The following is a 17,526-nucleotide window of genomic DNA, read 5'->3' on the forward strand; positions in this document are numbered from 1 at the left end:
CAACGTCCGTCCTACCCCTCCGTACCGCCCCGCCCGCCGCTCGTCCCTCCCGCTCCGCTGCCACGAATTCGTAATTGACAGTCCCTCGACGCAGGTTTACGTTAACGTAAAGGTAAACAAACTCGAGCCCCGTCATGCCGACCACCTACAGCATTTCCGATCTGGCCCGCGAACTGGACGTCACCACCCGCGCCATTCGTTTCTACGAAGAGCACGGCATGCTCAGCCCCGAGCGGCGTGGCCAGGAACGCATCTACAGCCCCAAGGACCTGGTCGCCCTGAAGCTGATCCTGCGCGGCAAGCGCATCGGCTTCTCGCTCGCCGAGTGCAAGGAGCTGATCGACCTCTACGATCCGAGCAGCGGCAACCGCAAGCAGCTGGAGACCTTCATGGCGAAGATCACCGACCGCCGCGCCCAGCTTGCCCAGCAAGTCCTCGACATCGAGCAGATGCAGCTGGAGCTGGATACCGCCGAAGAGCGCTGCCTGGCTGCCATGGCCGAAACCGTCGACTAACCCGAATTCCCGTTGCGCACGGCGCAGCCCACAAAAACAACAGGTGATCCCATGAGCTATCCGTCTCTCAACTTCGGTCTCGGCGAGACCATCGACATGCTGCGCGACTCGGTCTACCAGTTTGCCCAGGCCGAGCTGGCGCCCCGCGCGGCACAGATCGACCGCGACAACGAATTCCCCATGGACATGTGGCGCAAGTTCGGCGACATGGGCCTGCTCGGCATGACCGTGGAAGAGGAATACGGCGGCACCAACATGGGTTACCTCGCCCACGTGGTGGCCATGGAAGAAATCAGCCGCGCCTCGGCCTCGGTCGGCCTCTCCTACGGCGCGCATTCCAACCTGTGCCTCAACCAGATCCGCAAGAACGGCACCCACGAGCAGAAGGCCAAGTACCTGCCCAAGCTGTGCTCCGGCGAGCACGTGGGCGCCCTGGCCATGAGCGAGCCGAATGCCGGCTCCGACGTGGTGTCGATGAAGCTGCGCGCCGACAAGCGCGGCGACCGCTACGTGCTGAACGGAAACAAGATGTGGATCACCAACGGTCCGGACGCCAACACCTACGTGATCTACGCCAAGACCGACGTCAATGCCGGCTCCAAGGGCATGACCGCATTCATCGTGGAACGCGACTTCAAGGGTTTCTCCCGCCACCAGAAGCTCGACAAGTTCGGCATGCGCGGTTCGAACACCTGTGAGCTGGTGTTCGAGGACGTCGAAGTGCCGGAAGAAAACATCCTCGGCCAGGAAGGGCGCGGCGTGTCCGTGCTGATGAGCGGCCTGGACTACGAGCGCACCGTACTGTCCGGCGGCCCGACCGGGATCATGACCGCCTGCATGGATGTGGTCGTGCCCTACGTCCACGAACGCCGCCAGTTCGGTCAGTCGATCGGCGAGTTCCAGCTGATCCAGGGCAAGTTGGCCGATATGTATGCCGGCATGAACGCCTCCAAGTCCTACCTGTACAACGTCGCCAAGGCCTGCGACCGCGGCGAGGAATCGCGCAAGGACGCCGCCGCAGTGATCCTCTACACCGCGGAAATGGCCACCAAGATGGCCCTCGACACCATCCAGCTGCTCGGCGGCAACGGGTACACCAACGAGTACCCGGCCGGCCGCCTGCTGCGCGACGCCAAGCTCTACGAGATCGGCGCCGGCACCAGCGAAATCCGCCGCATGCTGATCGGCCGCGAGCTGTTCAACGAGACCAAATGACTGATCCTTCTCCCTCCGGGAGAAGGTGCCCGAAGGGCGGATGAGGGACGGCACCACGCCCCTCACCCCGGCCCTCTCCCAACGGGAGAGGGAGAACAGAACAAAGCCCGGAGCCAACTCGATGGCCATCCTGCACACCCAGATCAACCCGCGTTCGGCGGACTTCACCAGCAACTCCGCGGCCATGCTCGGGCAGGTCGACGACCTGCGCGCCCTGCTCGCCCGCGTCCACGAGGGCGGCGGCGCCAAGGCCCAGGAGCGCCACACCTCGCGCGGCAAGCTGCTGCCGCGTGAGCGCATCAACCGCCTGCTCGATCCCGGCTCGCCGTTCCTCGAAGTCGGCCAGCTCGCCGCCCACGAGGTGTACGGCGAAGACGTGCCGGCCGCCGGCGTGATCGCCGGCATCGGCCGCGTCGAAGGCGTCGAGTGCATGATCCTCGCCAACGACGCCACGGTGAAAGGCGGTAGCTACTACCCGCTGACCGTGAAGAAGCACATACGCGCGCAGACCATTGCCCAGCAGAACCGCCTGCCGTGCATCTACCTGGTCGACTCCGGCGGCGCCAATCTGCCGCGCCAGGACGAGGTGTTCCCCGACCGCGAGCACTTCGGCCGCATCTTCTTCAACCAGGCCAACATGAGCGCCCAGGGCATCCCGCAGATCGCCGTGGTGATGGGCTCCTGCACCGCCGGCGGCGCCTACGTGCCGGCGATGAGCGACGAGACCATCATGGTGCGCAACCAAGCAACCATCTTCCTCGCCGGCCCGCCGCTGGTGAAGGCCGCCACCGGTGAAGTGGTCAGCGCCGAGGACCTCGGCGGTGCCGACGTGCACTGCAAGACCTCCGGGGTCGCCGACTACTATGCCGAGGACGACGAGCACGCCCTCGCCCTGGCCCGCCGCTGCGTGAGCAACCTCAACTGGCGCAAGCTCGGCGAGCTGCAACGCCGCCAGCCGATCGCCCCGCGCTACGCCGCCGACGAGCTGTACGGAATCATCCCGGCCGACGCCAAGCAGCCGTTCGACGTGCGCGAAGTGATCGCGCGGATCGTCGACGACTCGTCCTTTGACGAGTTCAAAGCGCTGTTCGGCCCGACCCTGGTGTGCGGCTTCGCCCACCTGCACGGCTACCCCATCGCCATCCTCGCCAACAACGGGATTCTGTTCGCCGAATCGGCGCAGAAAGGCGCGCACTTCATCGAGCTGGCCTGCCAGCGCGGCATTCCGCTGCTGTTCCTGCAGAACATCACCGGCTTCATGGTCGGCCAGAAGTACGAGGCCGGCGGCATCGCCAAGCACGGCGCCAAACTGGTCACCGCGGTGGCCTGCGCCAAGGTGCCGAAGTTCACCGTGATCATCGGCGGCAGCTTTGGCGCCGGTAACTACGGCATGTGCGGCCGCGCCTACGACCCACGCTTCCTGTGGATGTGGCCGAACGCGCGGATCGGCGTGATGGGCGGCGAACAGGCCGCCGGCGTGCTCGCCCAGGTCAAGCGCGAGCAGGCCGAACGCTCGGGCCAGACGTTCTCCGCCGAGGAAGAGCGGCAGATCAAGCAGCCGATCCTCGACCAGTACGAACACCAGGGCCACCCCTATTACTCCAGCGCGCGACTGTGGGACGACGGCGTGATCGACCCGGCGCAGACCCGCGACGTGCTGGCCCTGGCGCTCTCGGCGACGCTCAATGCGCCGATCGAGCCGACCACCTTTGGCGTGTTCCGGATGTGATGCCATGACCAACTACAACACCATCGAACTGCACACCGACGCGCGCGGCATCGCCACCCTGTGGCTGAACCGTCCGGAAAAGAACAACGCCTTCAACGCCGAGACCATCCGCGAGCTGATCCTCGCCCTCGACGAAGTCGGCGCCGACAAGAACGTGCGCCTGCTGGTCCTGCGCGGTCGCGGCAAGCACTTCTGCGCCGGCGGTGACCTGAGCTGGATGCAGCAGGCCGCCGAGTTGGACTACAACGGCAACCTGGCTGATGCCCAGCAACTCGCCGAGCTGATGTACAACCTCTACCACCTGAAGAAGCCGACCCTGGCCGTGGTGCAAGGCGCAGCCTTCGCCGGCGGCCTGGGCCTGGTCAGCTGCTGCGACCTGGCCATCGGTGCCGACAACGCGCAGTTCAGCCTCTCCGAAGTGCGCATCGGCCTGATCCCGGCGACCATCGCCCCGTTCGTGGTCAAGGCCATCGGCCAGCGCGCGGCGACTCGCTTCTCGCTGACCGCCGAGCGCTTCGACGGCCAGCGCGCCGTGGCCCTCGGCCTGCTCGCCGAGAGCTTCCCGGCCGAAGAACTGGACGCCCAGGCCGACGCCTGGATCGCCAACCTGAGCCTCAACAGCCCGGCAGCGATGACCGCCTGCAAGGCGCTGTTCCATGAAGTGGCCGGCGGCGAACTGACCCCCGCGCTGCGCCGCTACACCGAAAGCGCCATCGCCCGTGTGCGCATGAGCGCCGAAGGTCAGGAAGGCCTGCGCGCCTTCCTCGACAAACGCAAACCCGCCTGGCAGGAGTCCCAAGCATGAGTGGCCCAACCATTACCACCCTGCTGGTGGCCAACCGCGGCGAGATCGCCTGCCGGGTGATGCGCACCGCCAAGGCCCTCGGCCTCAACACCGTGGCCGTGCATAGCGCCATCGACGCCAACGCCCGCCACGTGCGCGAGGCCGACCTGGCCGTCAACCTCGGCGGCGCCAAGCCGGCCGACAGCTACCTGCTGGTCGACAAGCTGATCGCTGCGGCCAAGGCCAGTGGCGCCCAGGCCATTCACCCCGGCTATGGCTTCCTCTCCGAGAACGCCGGCTTTGCCCGCGCCATCGAAGCCGCCGGGCTGATCTTCCTCGGCCCGCCCGCCTCGGCCATTGACGCCATGGGCAGCAAATCCGCCGCCAAGGCGCTGATGGAAGACGCCGGCGTGCCACTGGTGCCCGGCTACCACGGCGAAGCGCAGGACGTGGAAACCTTCCGCGCCGCATCCGAACGGATCGGCTACCCGGTGCTGCTCAAGGCCGCCGCCGGTGGTGGTGGCAAGGGCATGAAGGTGGTCGAGCGCGAAGCCGACCTCGCCGAAACCCTGGCCTCAGCCCAGCGCGAGGCGCAATCGGCGTTCGGCGACTCGCGCATGCTGGTCGAAAAGTACGTGCTCAAGCCGCGCCACGTGGAGATCCAGGTGTTCGCCGACCAGCACGGCAACTGCCTGTACCTCAACGAGCGCGACTGCTCGATCCAGCGCCGCCACCAGAAGGTGGTCGAAGAAGCGCCGGCACCGGGCCTCAGCGCCGAACTGCGCCAGGCCATGGGCGAAGCGGCGGTGAAGGCCGCGCAAGCCATCGGCTACGTCGGCGCCGGCACCGTGGAATTCCTCCTCGATGCGCGCGGCGACTTCTTCTTTATGGAGATGAATACGCGCCTCCAAGTAGAGCACCCGGTCACCGAAGCCATCACCGGACTCGACCTGGTCGCCTGGCAGATTCGCGTCGCGCGTGGCGAGGCGCTGCCGATCAGCCAGGCGCAGGTGCCGCTGATCGGCCATGCCATCGAAGTGCGTCTGTACGCCGAAGACCCGGACAACGATTTCCTGCCAGCCACCGGCACCCTCGCCCTGTACCGCGAGGCGGCCGCCGGCCCGGGCCGCCGCGTCGACAGCGGCGTGGCGCAAGGCGACGTGGTCTCGCCGTTCTACGACCCGATGCTCGGCAAGCTGATCGCCTGGGGCGAGAACCGCGAGGAAGCCCGCCAGCGCCTGCTGGCCATGCTCGACGAGACTCTGGTCGGCGGTGTGAAGACCAACCTGGCGTTCCTGCGTCGTGTGCTGGCCCATCCGGCCTTCGCCGCCGCCGAGCTGGACACCGGCTTCATCCCGCGCCACCAGGACGTGCTGCTGCCGCCACAGGGCGAGCTGCCGGAAGCCTTCTGGCAGGCTGCCGCCGATGCGTTCATCCAGAGCGAGGCGGCGCTGGTGCGCGACGACGATCCGCATTCGCCGTGGAGCGCACGCAGCGGCTGGCGCGCCGGGGTGGCGACGGAGACCGAGCTGCATCTGGTCAGCAATGGCTTCGGCCACAAGGTGCGCCCGCCACGCACTGCGCGCCTCGACGGCGCGCGCCTGGTGGTGCCCGGTGAGGTGCAACGCCGCCTGCACGCCATCCGCCAGGACGGTACGCTGTACCTGGAATGGGCCGGCGAACTGCACGCGCTCACCCGCTTCGACCCGATCGCCGAAGCCGAAGCCAGCCACGCCCACCACGGCGGCCTGACCGCGCCCATGAACGGCAGCATCGTCCGCGTGCTAGTCGAAGCCGGCCAGCCGGTGGAAGCCGGCACCGCCTTAGTGGTGCTGGAGGCGATGAAGATGGAGCACAGCATCCGTGCGCCGCACGCCGGCACGGTCAAAGCGCTGTACTGCGCCGAGGGCGACATGGTTAGCGAAGGCGCGGCGTTGGTGGAGCTAGAGGAAGCATCCGCCTAAGCGCGGACTGATCCCCTCTCCCTCCGGGAGAGGGCTAGGGTGAGGGGCTCTAGTTCGGGCGATACACTGCTCCCTCACCCAAACCCTGGCTACGCGCCCCGCTCCAAAGGGAGAGGGAGTCATCCCCACCGGCCGGAATCGATCAACTGGTGGAAAATGCTGAGGCGTTTTCCACCCTACGGAGACCCACGATGAACCTGCCCCAACTCGTCCGCCTGGTCGAAGTCGGCCCGCGTGACGGTCTGCAGAACGAGAAACAACCGATCAGCGTCGCCGACAAGGTGCGCCTGGTCGACGACCTGAGCGCCGCCGGCCTGAGCTATGTCGAAGTCGGCAGCTTTGTCTCGCCGAAGTGGGTGCCGCAGATGGCCGGCAGCGCCGAAGTCTTCGCGCAGATCCAGCGTAAACCGGGCGTCACCTACGCGGCGCTGGCGCCCAACCTGCGCGGCTTCGAGGCGGCGCTGGAGTCCCAGGTCGAGGAAGTCGCGGTGTTCGCCGCGGCCTCCGAAGCCTTCTCGCAGAAGAACATCAACTGCTCGATTGCCGAAAGCCTGGAGCGTTTCGTGCCGATCATGGACGCCGCCAAGCAGCATGGCGTGCGCGTGCGCGGCTACGTGTCCTGCGTGCTCGGCTGCCCCTACGACGGTGACATCGCCCCCGAGCAGGTCGCCTACGTAGCGCGCGAGCTTTATGCCATGGGCTGCTACGAGGTGTCGCTGGGTGACACCATCGGCGCCGGCAGCGCCGGAGCAACGCGACGGATGTTCGAAGTGGTCGGCCGTGACGTGCCACGCGAGCGTCTGGCCGGTCACTTCCATGACACCTACGGGCAGGCCGTGGCTAACATCTACGCCAGCCTGCTGGAAGGCATCAGCGTGTTCGACAGCTCGGTCGCCGGCCTCGGCGGCTGCCCCTACGCCAAGGGTGCGACCGGCAACGTCGCCAGCGAGGATGTGGTCTACCTGCTCAACGGCCTGGGCATCACCAGCGGCATCGACCTCGACAAGCTGATCGCTGCCGGCCAGCGCATCTGCCAGGTGCTCGACCGCGCCAACGGCTCGCGAGTGGCACGCGCGCAGCTGGCCAAGCAGGCATAAACTCCCCAGCGCTTGTAGGACTGGCCCACAGCCGCGAAGCTCCTGATCGCAGCCAAGAGCCGCTCCTACACTCTGTACGACGGGCCACGTCCCCAAGGAACGCAGCGGCAAGGAGATTGGCATGAACCTGCACGGCAAGACCGCCCTGGTCACTGGCTCCACCAGCGGCATCGGCCTGGGCATCGCTGAACGCCTCGCCGCCGCGGGCGCCCGGGTGCTGCTCAACGGTTTCGGTGATCCGGCCGCCGCGCTCGCTGCCGTCGGCCAGCATGGCGGCAAGGTCGCGCATCATCCGGCCGACCTGGCCAACCCCGACGAAATCGCCAAGCTGTTCACCTACGCCGAGCGCGAGTTCGCGGGCGTCGACATCCTGGTCAACAACGCCGGCATCCAGCATGTCGCGCCGACAGAGTCCTTCCCAGTCGAACGCTGGGACGCAATCATCGCCACCAACCTCTCCGCGGTGTTCCACACCACCCGCCTGGCCTTGCCGGGCATGCGCCAGCGCGGCTGGGGGCGAATCATCAACATTGCCTCGGTGCACGGCCTGGTCGGCTCGGCGCAGAAGGCCGCCTACGTCGCCGCCAAGCACGGCGTGCTCGGCCTGACCAAGGTGGTCGCCCTGGAGACCGCGCGCGAGCCGATCACCTGCAATGCCATCTGCCCCGGCTGGGTGCTCACGCCGCTGGTGCAGCAGCAGATCGACGCCCGCGCCGCGGCCGCCGGCAGCAGCGAGCAGGCCCGCCACGACCTGCTGGCCGAGAAGCAACCTTCGCTGGAATTCGTCACCCCGGAGCAACTAGGCGAGCTGACCCTGTTCCTCTGCAGCGACGCCGCCGTTCAAGTGCGCGGCGCCGCCTGGAACGTCGACGGCGGCTGGCTGGCGCAATAACCAGACTGGCGGGCACTGTGCCTTTTGCGGATGATCCTCGGCCCCGGCGCTCCTACAATCAGTCCAGCGCCCCGTCATTCAGGATTTCGTCATGCTCCAACCGCTCTGGACGCCATCCCCCGCACGTATCGCCGCCACCCGGATGGACGCCTTCCGCCGCTTCATCAACCAACGCCACAGCCTGACGCTGGCTGACTACCCCGCCCTGCACGCCTGGAGCGTGGCCGAGCGCGCCGCGTTCTGGCAGGCCATCGTCGACTTCTTCGAGATTGGTTTCCGCAACGCCCCCAGTGCCGTGCTCACCGAAGGTCCGGCAATGCCCAGCGCCCACTGGTTCCCCGGCGCCACGCTGAACTTCGCCGAACATCTGCTGCGCCGCCGCGACGACCACCCCGCGCTGGTTGCTGTCGGCGAGGACGGCAGCCGCGAGCAGCTGAGCTACGCCGAACTGGCCGCGCATGTCGCCGGCCTGCAGACTCGCCTGCAAACCGCCGGGGTCGGCGTGGGCGACCGCGTCGCCGCCTTCATGCCCAACACCTGGCAGACCGTGGTCGGCATGCTCGCCACCGCCAGCCTCGGCGCTACCTGGTCGAGCTGCTCGCCGGACTTTGGCACCCAGGGCGTGATTGACCGCTTCGGCCAGATCGAACCCAAGGTGCTGATCGCCGCCGCCGGTTACCGCTACGCCGGCAAGAATCTCGACCTGACCGACAAGCTCAACGAAATCCTCCAACGCCTGCCGTCACTGCAGCACCTGGTGGTAGTCCCCTATTCCCGGCCAGACGCCCAGCCCACCGACTACCGGTCAGTGGCACCCATCAGCCTGTGGAACGACTTCTACCAGCCCAACGGCGAACCACAGTTCGTCCCGGTGGCCTTTGAACAGCCGCTGTACATCCTCTACTCCAGCGGCACCACCGGCGTGCCCAAGTGCATCGTCCACGGCGTCGGCGGCACGCTGCTGCAGCACGTCAAGGAACACGGCCTGCACACCGACCTGCACGCCAGCGACACGCTGTTCTACTACACCACTTGCGGCTGGATGATGTGGAACTGGCTGGTCTCCGGCCTCGCCCTTGGCGCCACCCTGGTGCTGTTCGATGGCTCGCCGTTCCACCCCGGAGCGGAGCGGCTGATCGACCTGATCGACGCCGAGCGCATCAGCATCTTCGGCACCAGCGCCAAGTACCTCGCCGCCCTGGAGAAGGCCGGCGTGCAACCCAACCAGAGCCATCGCCTGGAGCAGCTGAAGGCTGTGCTTTCCACCGGCTCGCCGCTGGCCCACGAGAGCTTCGATTACGTCTATCGGACGTTCAAGGACGACCTGTGCCTGTCGTCGATCTCCGGCGGCACCGACATCGTTTCCTGCTTCGCGCTCGGCAACCCGGTGCTGCCAGTGTGGCGCGGTGAGCTGCAGTGCAGTGGCCTGGGCATGGACGTGCAGGTGTGGAACGACACCGGCCAGCCGGTCACCGGCGAGAAAGGCGAACTGGTCTGCGCTCAACATTTCCCGTCGATGCCGGTGGGCTTCTGGAACGACGCCGATGGCGAGAAGTTCCGCGCCGCCTACTTCGACAGTTTCCCCGGCGTCTGGGCTCACGGCGACTACGCGGAGCTCACCACCCACGGCGGTCTGGTCATCCACGGCCGCTCCGACGCCGTGCTCAATCCCGGCGGAGTACGCATCGGCACCGCGGAAATCTATCGCCAGGTGGAAAAGGTCGAGGAGGTGCTGGAGTCCATCGCCATCGGCCAGGACTGGCACGGCGACGTGCGCGTGGTGCTGTTCGTCCGTCTGCGCGACGGCGTGACGCTCAGCGACGCACTGCAGAAGCAGATCGGCGACGTGATCCGCGCCAACACCACACCGCGCCACGTGCCGGCGAAGATCATCGCTGTCGCCGACATCCCCCGCACCATCAGCGGCAAGATCGTCGAACTGGCGGTTCGCAACGTGGTGCATGGCAAGCCGGTGAAGAACACCGACGCCCTGGCCAACCCGCAGGCGCTGGAGTTGTATCGGGACTTACCGGAGCTGAGCCAGTAGAAGCACGTTCATTCGCGAAGGAAACCCACCGCGGCGCGAGTGATCGCGAATGAATTCGCTCCTGCAGGAGCGATGGTACGGAGCGCGCGGCGTTCTTACCCCAGGTAAGGCCGCACCACGCCCAGGGCGCGTTCGACGAAGGCCTCCTTCTCGCCCACCGGCGCCACATAGTGCAGTGCCTCGGCGCAGGCGCCCTCGCCGGCCAGCTTGGCAATCGCCCAGGCCGCCAGATACGGCGCTGCCAGGCAGCCGCCGGCGGTGGCTAGGTTGCCGCTGGCGTAGAACGGCTGATCGAGCACGCGCACACCGGCTTCGATGACCCACGGTTTGGTGGTCAGGTCCGTGCAGGCCGGTAGCTCGCCGAGCAGGCCGAGCTTGGCCATCAGCAGCGCGCCAGAGCACTGCGAGCCGATCAGCTGGCGCTGCGGATCGAGTTGCAGGCGCTCGAGAATGGCCGGCGACTGGGCGATTTCGCGGGTCTTGATGCCGCTGCCGAACAGCACCACATCGGCCTGGTTGGCGAACTCCAGCGCTTGCTGGGCCTGCACCACCACGCCATTCATCGACGTCACCTGCACCGTCGGGCAGGTGATTTCCGCGCGCCAACCCTGGCCGCGCAGGCGGTTGAGCAGGCCGGCGGCGACGAAGGAGTCGAGTTCGTTGAAACCATCGAAGGTCAGTACGGCGATACGCATGGCACGCTCCGGTTGGCTACCCAGTGCCTGCGACTGTAGACCGGAGCGTGGCTGCGCACCCGATACAGTGCGCAGCTGAGTCAGCGGTACAGCAGTCAGATGCCGCGGCGTCCCGGGTCTTCCGGTGGCTGCTCTTCCTCGATGTCCTCGAGCTTGAGCTCCATGCTCCAGTCGCCCGACTCGACTGCCTTGGCGGTGGCTGCGACCGGCGCGGTCGGCGCGACGGGCTGGGCGGCCGGCGCGGCGGGCGTTTCGCGATACAGCTTGAGCTTGAGGCGCACATTGTTCGCCGAGTCGGCGTTCTTCACCGCTTCGTCTTCTTCGATCGCGCCCTCGTTGACCAGGTCGATCAGCGCCTGGTCAAAGGTCTGCATGCCGAGGTTCTTCGACTTCTCCATGATCTCCTTGATCTCGGAAAACTCGTTTCGCTTGATCAGGTCGCGGATCGTCGGCGTACCGAGCAGCACCTCCACTGCCGCGCGGCGTTTGCCGTCGGTGGTCTTGACCAGACGTTGCGAGACGAACGCCTTGAGGTTGTTGCCGAGGTCGTTGAGCAGCTGCGGGCGGCGCTCCTCGGGGAAGAAGTTGATGATCCGGTCGAGCGCCTGGTTGGCGTTGTTGGCGTGCAGGGTGGAGATCGCCAGGTGCCCGGTATCGGCGAAGGCCAGCGCGTGCTCCATGGTCTCGCGGTCGCGAATTTCGCCGATCAGGATGACATCCGGCGCCTGGCGCAGGGTGTTCTTCAGCGCCGCGTGGAAGCTGCGGGTGTCCACGCCGACTTCGCGCTGGTTGATGATCGATTTCTTGTGTCGGTGCACGTACTCCACCGGGTCTTCGATGGTGATGATGTGCCCGCCGCTGTTGCGGTTGCGGTAATCGATCAGCGCCGCCAGCGAGGTCGACTTGCCCGAGCCGGTGCCGCCGACGAACAGCACCAGGCCGCGTTTCTCCATCACGGTCTTGAGCAGCACTTCGGGGAGCTTGAGGTCCTCGAACTTGGGGATGTCCAGCTTGATGTTGCGCGCGACGATGGACACTTCGTTGCGCTGCTTGAAGATGTTGATGCGGAAGCGCCCGACACCCGGCACCGAGGTGGCCAGGTTCATCTCCAGCTCACGCTCGAACTCGAGCTTCTGCTCGGCATCCATCACGCTCGCCGCAATCGCCGCCACCTCACCCGGCTTGAGCGGCTCGGCCGCCAGCGCACGCAGCACGCCGTTGAACTTCGCGCAGGGCGGCGCACCGGTGGACAGGTAGAGATCGGAGCCATCCTGACTGGACAGGATTTTGAGCATTGCAGAGAGGTCCATGACGGTGCGTCCGTAGCTATTTTTGTGGGATGCAGCGGTATCGGCGGCCAAGCAGCCTGGAATATGGCGTCATTCTGATGGCGCGATAAAAGCTGGCACAATACCGTCCGGAAAAATTTGAGGATAGCGTCATGGCAAAGGCAATGGCCCGCCACATCCTGGTCAAGACCGAGGCCGAAGCCGCGGCGCTGAAGAAGCGCATTGCCGCCGGCGAGGCGTTCGATGTTTTGGCCCGCAAGTACTCGACGTGCCCATCCGGTAAGAAAGGCGGCGACCTGGGTGAAGTGCGCCCGGGGCAGATGGTGCGCTCGATCGATCAGGTGATTTTCAAGAAGGCGCTGCGCGAAGTGCACGGTCCGGTGAAGAGCCAGTTCGGCTATCACCTGGTGCAGGTGTTCTACCGCGAGTGACGCCCGACTACCGGGTTTAGACCATCGGCAATCGACGGCCCAATCGCGAATGAATTCGCGCCTACCCTGCTGCCATGGCGCGCCGCCGCGTCAGCCAGCGCGCGACCAGCCAGAACAGCAGCACCAACAGAGCCAGGTTGAGTAGCGGCCATTCGATCTGCCGATAGCTGGCGCCCATCTGGTGCAGGCGCAGGAAACCCTCCACCCCCGGCGTGCTCGGCAATAGCCGCGACAGCCAAACCAAGGGCTCCGGCAGCATTTCCTTCGGCCAACTGAAGCCGGACAGGAACACCCCCGGCAGCGAGGTGAATAGCAGCACCTGGCCGACGGTGATCGAGCTGCGGAACAGGTTGCCCACTACCACGCCCAGCAGCGTGGTCGCCAGCAGGAACAGCGCCATGAACGGCACCAACTGCCAGCCGTCACCCTGGCTGGGCAGGTTGTACAGGCGGAAGATCACGCCGAAGAAGAACAGCGAGTTGATCGCGTAGATCAGCAGGTAAGGCACGCAGCGCCCCAGCACCCACATCCCCGGCGAACGCGCCGCCTGCGGTGGCATGGGCAGATGACGGGTGTCTGCCGAGAGCATGCCGATACCGATCAGCAGGGTCTGGTGGAGGATGATCACCAGCACCGCCGGCACCACGTAGCTGGCGTAGCCACCGGCCGGGTCGAAGAGGTTCTTGATGGTTACAGGCATCACCGCGCGGGCGACGCGGGCGTGTTCGGGCGGCACGCCCTTGGCCAGCAGCTGCTCGATCTGCACCTCGGCGCCGAGGGTCATCGCCACTTCGGTGAACGCGCCCGCCACCCGGCTGTAGGCCAGCAGATAGCCGGCATTGGCGTAGACGCCGATCACCGCCGGCTCGCCGCGCAGCACGCGGCGCTCGAACTCATGGGGAATCTCCACCACACCGAGCACCTCGGAGCGGTACAGCTGCTCGCGGGCCTGGCGCATGTCGCGCGCCAGTCCCTTCACCGCGACCATCTCACTGGCGTCGGCCATGCGCAGCAGCTGCCGGCTGAGCTCGCTGTTGTCGTGGTCTACCACCACCACCGGCACGTCGCGAAACACCTGGGCGCTGTAGGGTGTCGGGTAGAGCAGCCCGTAGAGCAGGATCGCGCCGATCAGGATGCCGAGCACGCCCTGGTTGCGGCGCACTGCGGCGAACTCTGAGCGCATGGCCAACAGGAAGGTCTCGATCATTCGCGCCCCCAGTAGCTCGGCGTGCGCAGCACCAAGCGCGCACGCCACAGGCCGATGGCCCAGAACGCCAGGGCCATGGCGGCCAGCGTCAGCAGGCGCGGGGCGGAGGCCGCCGCGGGGATCGAGCCGACCGCCTGTTCTACCTGCAGATGCAGGAAGTGCGTCAGCGGCAAGACTTCGGCCCAGATGCGCGGCCCGAGCGGCAGCGCTTCGAGTGGAAAGGTGATCCCGGAAAACGCCACCGCCGGCGAAGCGATCAGGCTGGCAATCGACACCGCTACCCGGTAGTTCGCCGTGGTCATCACCAACAGCAGGGCCAGGCCCTGATAGACCACCACCAACAGCAGCAGGCCAGCGAGCATCAGCGCGAAATGCTCGGGCAGCCCCATGCCCAGCCAACGGTAACTGCCAAACAGCAGCAAACCCCCGAACAGCAGCCACCAGGCGGTATAGGGCAGAGTCTTCTTCAGCACTGCGGCCAGCCAGCTGCCGCTCAAGGCGGTCCACTGCGGCACGCTTTGCTCGAGCAACTCGGTGCCGAGAAACTGCGCCGTGCTGATGAAGACGAACACGTGCAGCGTCGCGGTGATCAGCAGCAGCGCCAGGAACGGGGCGAAATCGAGGCCCGGGTTGAACAGCGGATGCAGCTCGGCCCGCAGCGGCTGGATGCTCACCACGCCGACGCCGCTCTGCACCTGACGGATCAACGACTGACGCGCCGACAGCGTGCCGACCACGGTCTGCACATCGACCGCGATCTTGCCCGCCGCGGTCATCAGCTGCTGGTTGAGGAACACCTGAATGGCTGCCGGGTCGCCACGCTGCAGGCGTTTGAACAGCTCGCGCGGCAGCACCACGGCGGCATAGATTTCGCCGCGCAGCATCAGGTCATGGGCCTCGGCCTCGCTGCTTGGCCGGAACGCCACGCGGATCGACGCGGAGGCATCCAGCAGGCGGCTGATCTCGCGACTCAGCGCGCTGTTGTCGGCGTCGACCACCGCCACCGGCAGGTCGTGCGGGGTGCGCGCGGAGAAGATCCACAGCAACAGCAGCGTGCCGATCAGCGGCAACAGGAACAGCAGCCAGATCGCCGAACGCTGCGCGCGGATGCGCTGCAGCTCGCGGCGCAGCAAGGCGTTCATGGCGATTCAGCCGGCATGCAGGTCGGATTCGGGAAGCACCACGCGCATGCCGGGGCGCAAGCCCTCCACCGTCTCGACCGGCCGCGCCCGCACCTCGAAAGTACGCAGGTCGAAGCTGCCGAGGTCGCGGGTCGAGCGCCAGGTGGCGAAATCGCCCAGCGGGGCGATCAGGCTGACCTTGAAGCGCACCTCGCGGTTGTCCAGCGCCGGCACTCGCGCGGTGAATTCCTGGCCGACCTGCAGGCCGTGGAGGAAGTCCTCGCGCAGGTTGAAGGTCACCCAGGACAGCTCGGTGCGGGTGATCACCAGCAGCGGGAAGCCGGCGCCGACCACCTCGCCCTCCTCGCCGATCCGTGTGCTGACCTCACCGGCGACCGGGGTTGTCAGCCGGGTTTCCGCGAGCACCGCCTCGACCTCGGCCTGCGCGCCCTGCGCCTGACCAAGCTGGGCGCTGGCCGCAGCCTTGTCTTCCTTGCGCGCGCCTTCCAACGCTTCGTCGTATTGCGCGCGGCTGGCCACCACCTTCTGCGCCATCGCTGCGGCGATGGTCTGCGCCTCGTCACGCCGCTGACGCGGGATCACGCCGTCCTGATGCAGGCGCTGCATGCGTTCGTAGGTGACCTGCGCCAGGCGCGCCTCCTCCACGGCCGCCTGCCAGCCGGCCTTGGCACGGGCGATGTCCTGGGTGCGCGCCCCGGCCTCGGCCTTGTCGCGCAGCGCCGTGGCGCCGCTGACCATGGCCTGCACCTGAGCCATCTTGGCGTCGGCTTCCGGGCTGTCGATCTCCACCAGCAACTGCCCCTGGGTCACCGTATCGCCTTCGCGGACGTGGAGTTGCTTGATCCGCCCGGGGTACTTGGAGGCGATGCTGACGCGATCGGCTTCGATCTGCCCTTCCAGATAGCGCGTCTGTGGCCAGAACACCCACACGGCCAGCGTCACCAGCACGCCGAGCACCGCGACGCCGGCCAGCAGCGGCGCAGCAGAAGAGCGCGCCTGGGTTGCTTCACTCATGGGCGACTCTCCTGTGTCTTGCGCAACCAATCCTCCAGCGCCGGTCCCTGGCCGGAGACCAGCATCAGTGCGGCGTAGTTGGTCAGTGCGGTGTAGCGCGCGCCGAGGTCGGCGAGCAGCACCTTGGAACGCATGTTCTGTGCGTCGACCACATCGAGCGACCGCGCCATGCCCTCGCTGAAGGCTTTCTGCTGCGCGCGCAGGCTCTCGTCGCTGAGTTCGCGGGTGCGCCGCAGGGTGCGAATCTGCTCCTGGGCGTTCTCCAGCTCGTGGTAGCGCTGCTCGACCAGCAGGTCCATGTCGCGCCGCGCCTGCTCGTAGGTCTGGCCGACCTGCTCCAGCCGAGCGTTGGCCTGGTGCAGCTTGCCGCGCCGCTCGCCGCCGTCGAACAGCGGCAGGCTGATGGTCGCGGCGACCGTCCATTCCGGCCAGACATCCACCAGGTTGTAGTTGGCCATGCTACGCACAGCGAGCAGATTGACTGCCGGCAGGTAGGCGCCCTTGACCGCGCCGACCGCCGACTCGGCCTGCTTGCGGGTCGCGGCGAGCTGCTTGAGCTGCGCGTTGTTGCCCTGCGTACCGCTGATGAAGCGGCGCAGCGGCGGCAGGCTGGCGATGTTGGGAATCTCGACCTGCGGCGGCGGCATGTCCTGGCCATCCAGCAGCGAGGCCAGGGCCTGCCGCGCCATGATCAGGTTGCGCTCGGCCACGCTGGCTTCTCGATCGGCCTCGGCCGCCGCGACTTCCGCGCTCAGCCGTTCGACGTTGGCGATCTGCCCTTCCTGCTCGAGCTTGCCGGCATTGCTCTGGTGCTGGCGCAACCCGGACGCCGCAGCTTGCTGCACGGCCAGCGCTTCCTCGGCCAGGCGCACGCCGTAGTAGCGCTGCACCAGCTCCAGCAGCAGTTCCTCGTAGGTGTGCTCACGCGCCTGGCGCGATGCCTCGATGGCCGAATCCGCCACCTCGACGCCGGCGCTGATGCGCCCGCCGGTGTACAGCGGGTACTTGAGCACCGCATCGAGGCTGCCGAAGTTGCGATCCTGCAGGGTTACGTCCTTGATGCGCGCCGCCGCAGCCGGGTCGATTCGCCCGACCGCATCGCGCACGCCGCTCAGGTCGACATCGATGTCCTTGTCGATCATGAAGTTGTTGCTGGCCACGGCGAGCTGCGGGTAGTGCTTGGCTTCGGCGGCTTCGCGCTTGCCCTCCGCGGCGTTGATCGCCGCCTCGCTGGCCTTGAGCTTGGGCGCGCTGCGCAGACGTTCCATGGCTTCGCCGATGCCGATCTCCTGCGCAGGAGATGCCGCCGCCGACGCCAGCCAGGATATGCCGCCCAGTAATGCCAATACGGCCCAGTGATATCTCCGCATCGGAATATCCACGTCCCTGGTAAATGCTCGAGAGGTCATCCGTCCATCGTCTGGCGCGACGGATCAGCCCTGAGGATAGCAGCGGCTCGCGCGGCCGAGCCGTTACTTCAGGCAGCGTGGAGATTATTCATCGGG

General features: G+C 66.8%; 15 protein-coding genes. 9 read left to right on the plus strand and 6 right to left on the minus strand.

What is annotated here, in order from left to right:
* The first annotated feature begins 134 nt into the window (after positions 1-134).
* From JQX08_RS14660 to JQX08_RS14695, 8 genes are all read left to right on the plus strand, one after another.
* Positions 135-515, plus strand: a complete 381-nt coding sequence (locus JQX08_RS14660; protein WP_205349140.1) for a MerR family transcriptional regulator — start codon at positions 135-137, stop codon at positions 513-515.
* 51 nt (positions 516-566) lie between these two features.
* Positions 567-1,730 (plus strand): isovaleryl-CoA dehydrogenase, encoded by a 1,164-nt coding sequence (locus tag JQX08_RS14665; RefSeq protein WP_205349141.1) that lies wholly within the window; start codon positions 567-569, stop codon positions 1,728-1,730.
* Between the two features lie 121 nt (positions 1,731-1,851).
* On the plus strand, positions 1,852-3,459 hold the full coding sequence (locus JQX08_RS14670; RefSeq protein ID WP_205349142.1) for a carboxyl transferase domain-containing protein: 1,608 nt from the start codon (positions 1,852-1,854) through the stop codon (positions 3,457-3,459).
* Between the two features lie 4 nt (positions 3,460-3,463).
* Positions 3,464-4,264: a gamma-carboxygeranoyl-CoA hydratase gene (locus tag JQX08_RS14675; RefSeq protein WP_205349143.1), complete on the plus strand. Its 801-nt coding sequence runs from the start codon at positions 3,464-3,466 to the stop codon at positions 4,262-4,264.
* Complete coding sequence (locus JQX08_RS14680) at positions 4,261-6,207, plus strand: acetyl/propionyl/methylcrotonyl-CoA carboxylase subunit alpha (RefSeq protein ID WP_205349144.1); 1,947 nt, start codon at positions 4,261-4,263, stop codon at positions 6,205-6,207. Before JQX08_RS14675 ends, JQX08_RS14680 begins: the two co-directional genes overlap by 4 nt.
* A gap of 191 nt (positions 6,208-6,398) precedes the next feature.
* The gene (locus JQX08_RS14685) at positions 6,399-7,304 is read left to right on the plus strand and encodes a hydroxymethylglutaryl-CoA lyase (protein ID WP_205349145.1); all 906 of its coding nucleotides are present in this window, start codon (positions 6,399-6,401) and stop codon (positions 7,302-7,304) included.
* A gap of 121 nt (positions 7,305-7,425) precedes the next feature.
* A complete protein-coding gene (locus JQX08_RS14690; protein WP_205349146.1) occupies positions 7,426-8,196 on the plus strand; it encodes a 3-hydroxybutyrate dehydrogenase in 771 nt (256 codons plus the stop codon).
* Positions 8,197-8,287: 91 nt separating this feature from the next.
* Positions 8,288-10,243, plus strand: a complete 1,956-nt coding sequence (locus JQX08_RS14695; RefSeq protein ID WP_205349147.1) for an acetoacetate--CoA ligase — start codon at positions 8,288-8,290, stop codon at positions 10,241-10,243.
* A gap of 95 nt (positions 10,244-10,338) precedes the next feature.
* On the opposite strand, the gene JQX08_RS14700 is transcribed toward JQX08_RS14695, so the two are convergent.
* Together JQX08_RS14700 and JQX08_RS14705 are read right to left on the minus strand one after the other, a co-directional pair.
* Positions 10,339-10,938 (minus strand): DJ-1/PfpI family protein, encoded by a 600-nt coding sequence (locus JQX08_RS14700; protein ID WP_205349148.1) that lies wholly within the window; start codon positions 10,936-10,938, stop codon positions 10,339-10,341.
* Positions 10,939-11,033: 95 nt separating this feature from the next.
* Positions 11,034-12,248 carry a PilT/PilU family type 4a pilus ATPase gene (locus tag JQX08_RS14705; protein ID WP_205349149.1) on the minus strand — a complete coding sequence of 405 codons (1,215 nt, stop codon included), beginning with the start codon at positions 12,246-12,248 and terminating at the stop codon, positions 11,034-11,036.
* Positions 12,249-12,379: 131 nt separating this feature from the next.
* Here JQX08_RS14705 and JQX08_RS14710 point away from each other — a divergent pair, with 131 nt between their 5' ends.
* On the plus strand, positions 12,380-12,658 hold the full coding sequence (locus JQX08_RS14710; RefSeq protein WP_205349150.1) for a peptidylprolyl isomerase: 279 nt from the start codon (positions 12,380-12,382) through the stop codon (positions 12,656-12,658).
* 61 nt (positions 12,659-12,719) lie between these two features.
* On the opposite strand, the gene JQX08_RS14715 is transcribed toward JQX08_RS14710, so the two are convergent.
* From JQX08_RS14715 to JQX08_RS14730, 4 genes are read right to left on the minus strand one after another with little or no spacing between them, the layout of a single operon-like run.
* Positions 12,720-13,865, minus strand: coding sequence for an ABC transporter permease (locus JQX08_RS14715; RefSeq protein ID WP_205349151.1), 1,146 nt, complete (start codon positions 13,863-13,865; stop codon positions 12,720-12,722).
* Positions 13,862-15,007 (minus strand): ABC transporter permease, encoded by a 1,146-nt coding sequence (locus JQX08_RS14720; protein ID WP_205349152.1) that lies wholly within the window; start codon positions 15,005-15,007, stop codon positions 13,862-13,864. The genes JQX08_RS14715 and JQX08_RS14720 overlap by 4 nt, the downstream gene beginning before the upstream one ends.
* A 6-nt stretch (positions 15,008-15,013) precedes the next feature.
* Entirely contained in the window at positions 15,014-16,021 is a 1,008-nt protein-coding gene (locus JQX08_RS14725; RefSeq protein WP_205349153.1) for an HlyD family secretion protein, read from the minus strand.
* Entirely contained in the window at positions 16,018-17,289 is a 1,272-nt protein-coding gene (locus tag JQX08_RS14730; RefSeq protein WP_205349154.1) for a TolC family protein, read from the minus strand. The genes JQX08_RS14725 and JQX08_RS14730 overlap by 4 nt, the downstream gene beginning before the upstream one ends.
* Positions 17,290-17,526 lie beyond the last annotated feature (237 nt).

The sequence above is a fragment of the Zestomonas insulae genome (assembly GCF_016901015.1).
In the GTDB taxonomy this organism is placed as follows: Bacteria; Pseudomonadota; Gammaproteobacteria; order Pseudomonadales; family Pseudomonadaceae; genus Aquipseudomonas; species Aquipseudomonas insulae.

Bases quoted from the DNA above. Each gene is read 5' to 3' on its own strand.
- JQX08_RS14700 (WP_205349148.1), bottom strand. From the start codon at position 10,938: ATGCGTATCGCCGTACTGACCTTCGATGGTTTCAACGAACTCGACTCC.
- JQX08_RS14660 (WP_205349140.1), top strand. From the start codon at position 135: ATGCCGACCACCTACAGCATTTCCGATCTGGCCCGCGAACTGGACGTC.
- JQX08_RS14695 (WP_205349147.1), top strand. From the start codon at position 8,288: ATGCTCCAACCGCTCTGGACGCCATCCCCCGCACGTATCGCCGCCACC.
- JQX08_RS14705 (WP_205349149.1), bottom strand. From the start codon at position 12,248: ATGGACCTCTCTGCAATGCTCAAAATCCTGTCCAGTCAGGATGGCTCC.
- JQX08_RS14680 (WP_205349144.1), top strand. From the start codon at position 4,261: ATGAGTGGCCCAACCATTACCACCCTGCTGGTGGCCAACCGCGGCGAG.
- JQX08_RS14690 (WP_205349146.1), top strand. From the start codon at position 7,426: ATGAACCTGCACGGCAAGACCGCCCTGGTCACTGGCTCCACCAGCGGC.
- JQX08_RS14685 (WP_205349145.1), top strand. From the start codon at position 6,399: ATGAACCTGCCCCAACTCGTCCGCCTGGTCGAAGTCGGCCCGCGTGAC.
- JQX08_RS14730 (WP_205349154.1), bottom strand. From the start codon at position 17,289: ATGGAACGTCTGCGCAGCGCGCCCAAGCTCAAGGCCAGCGAGGCGGCG.
- JQX08_RS14715 (WP_205349151.1), bottom strand. From the start codon at position 13,865: ATGATCGAGACCTTCCTGTTGGCCATGCGCTCAGAGTTCGCCGCAGTG.
- JQX08_RS14725 (WP_205349153.1), bottom strand. From the start codon at position 16,021: ATGAGTGAAGCAACCCAGGCGCGCTCTTCTGCTGCGCCGCTGCTGGCC.
- JQX08_RS14720 (WP_205349152.1), bottom strand. From the start codon at position 15,007: ATGAACGCCTTGCTGCGCCGCGAGCTGCAGCGCATCCGCGCGCAGCGT.
- JQX08_RS14710 (WP_205349150.1), top strand. From the start codon at position 12,380: ATGGCAAAGGCAATGGCCCGCCACATCCTGGTCAAGACCGAGGCCGAA.
- JQX08_RS14665 (WP_205349141.1), top strand. From the start codon at position 567: ATGAGCTATCCGTCTCTCAACTTCGGTCTCGGCGAGACCATCGACATG.
- JQX08_RS14670 (WP_205349142.1), top strand. From the start codon at position 1,852: ATGGCCATCCTGCACACCCAGATCAACCCGCGTTCGGCGGACTTCACC.
- JQX08_RS14675 (WP_205349143.1), top strand. From the start codon at position 3,464: ATGACCAACTACAACACCATCGAACTGCACACCGACGCGCGCGGCATC.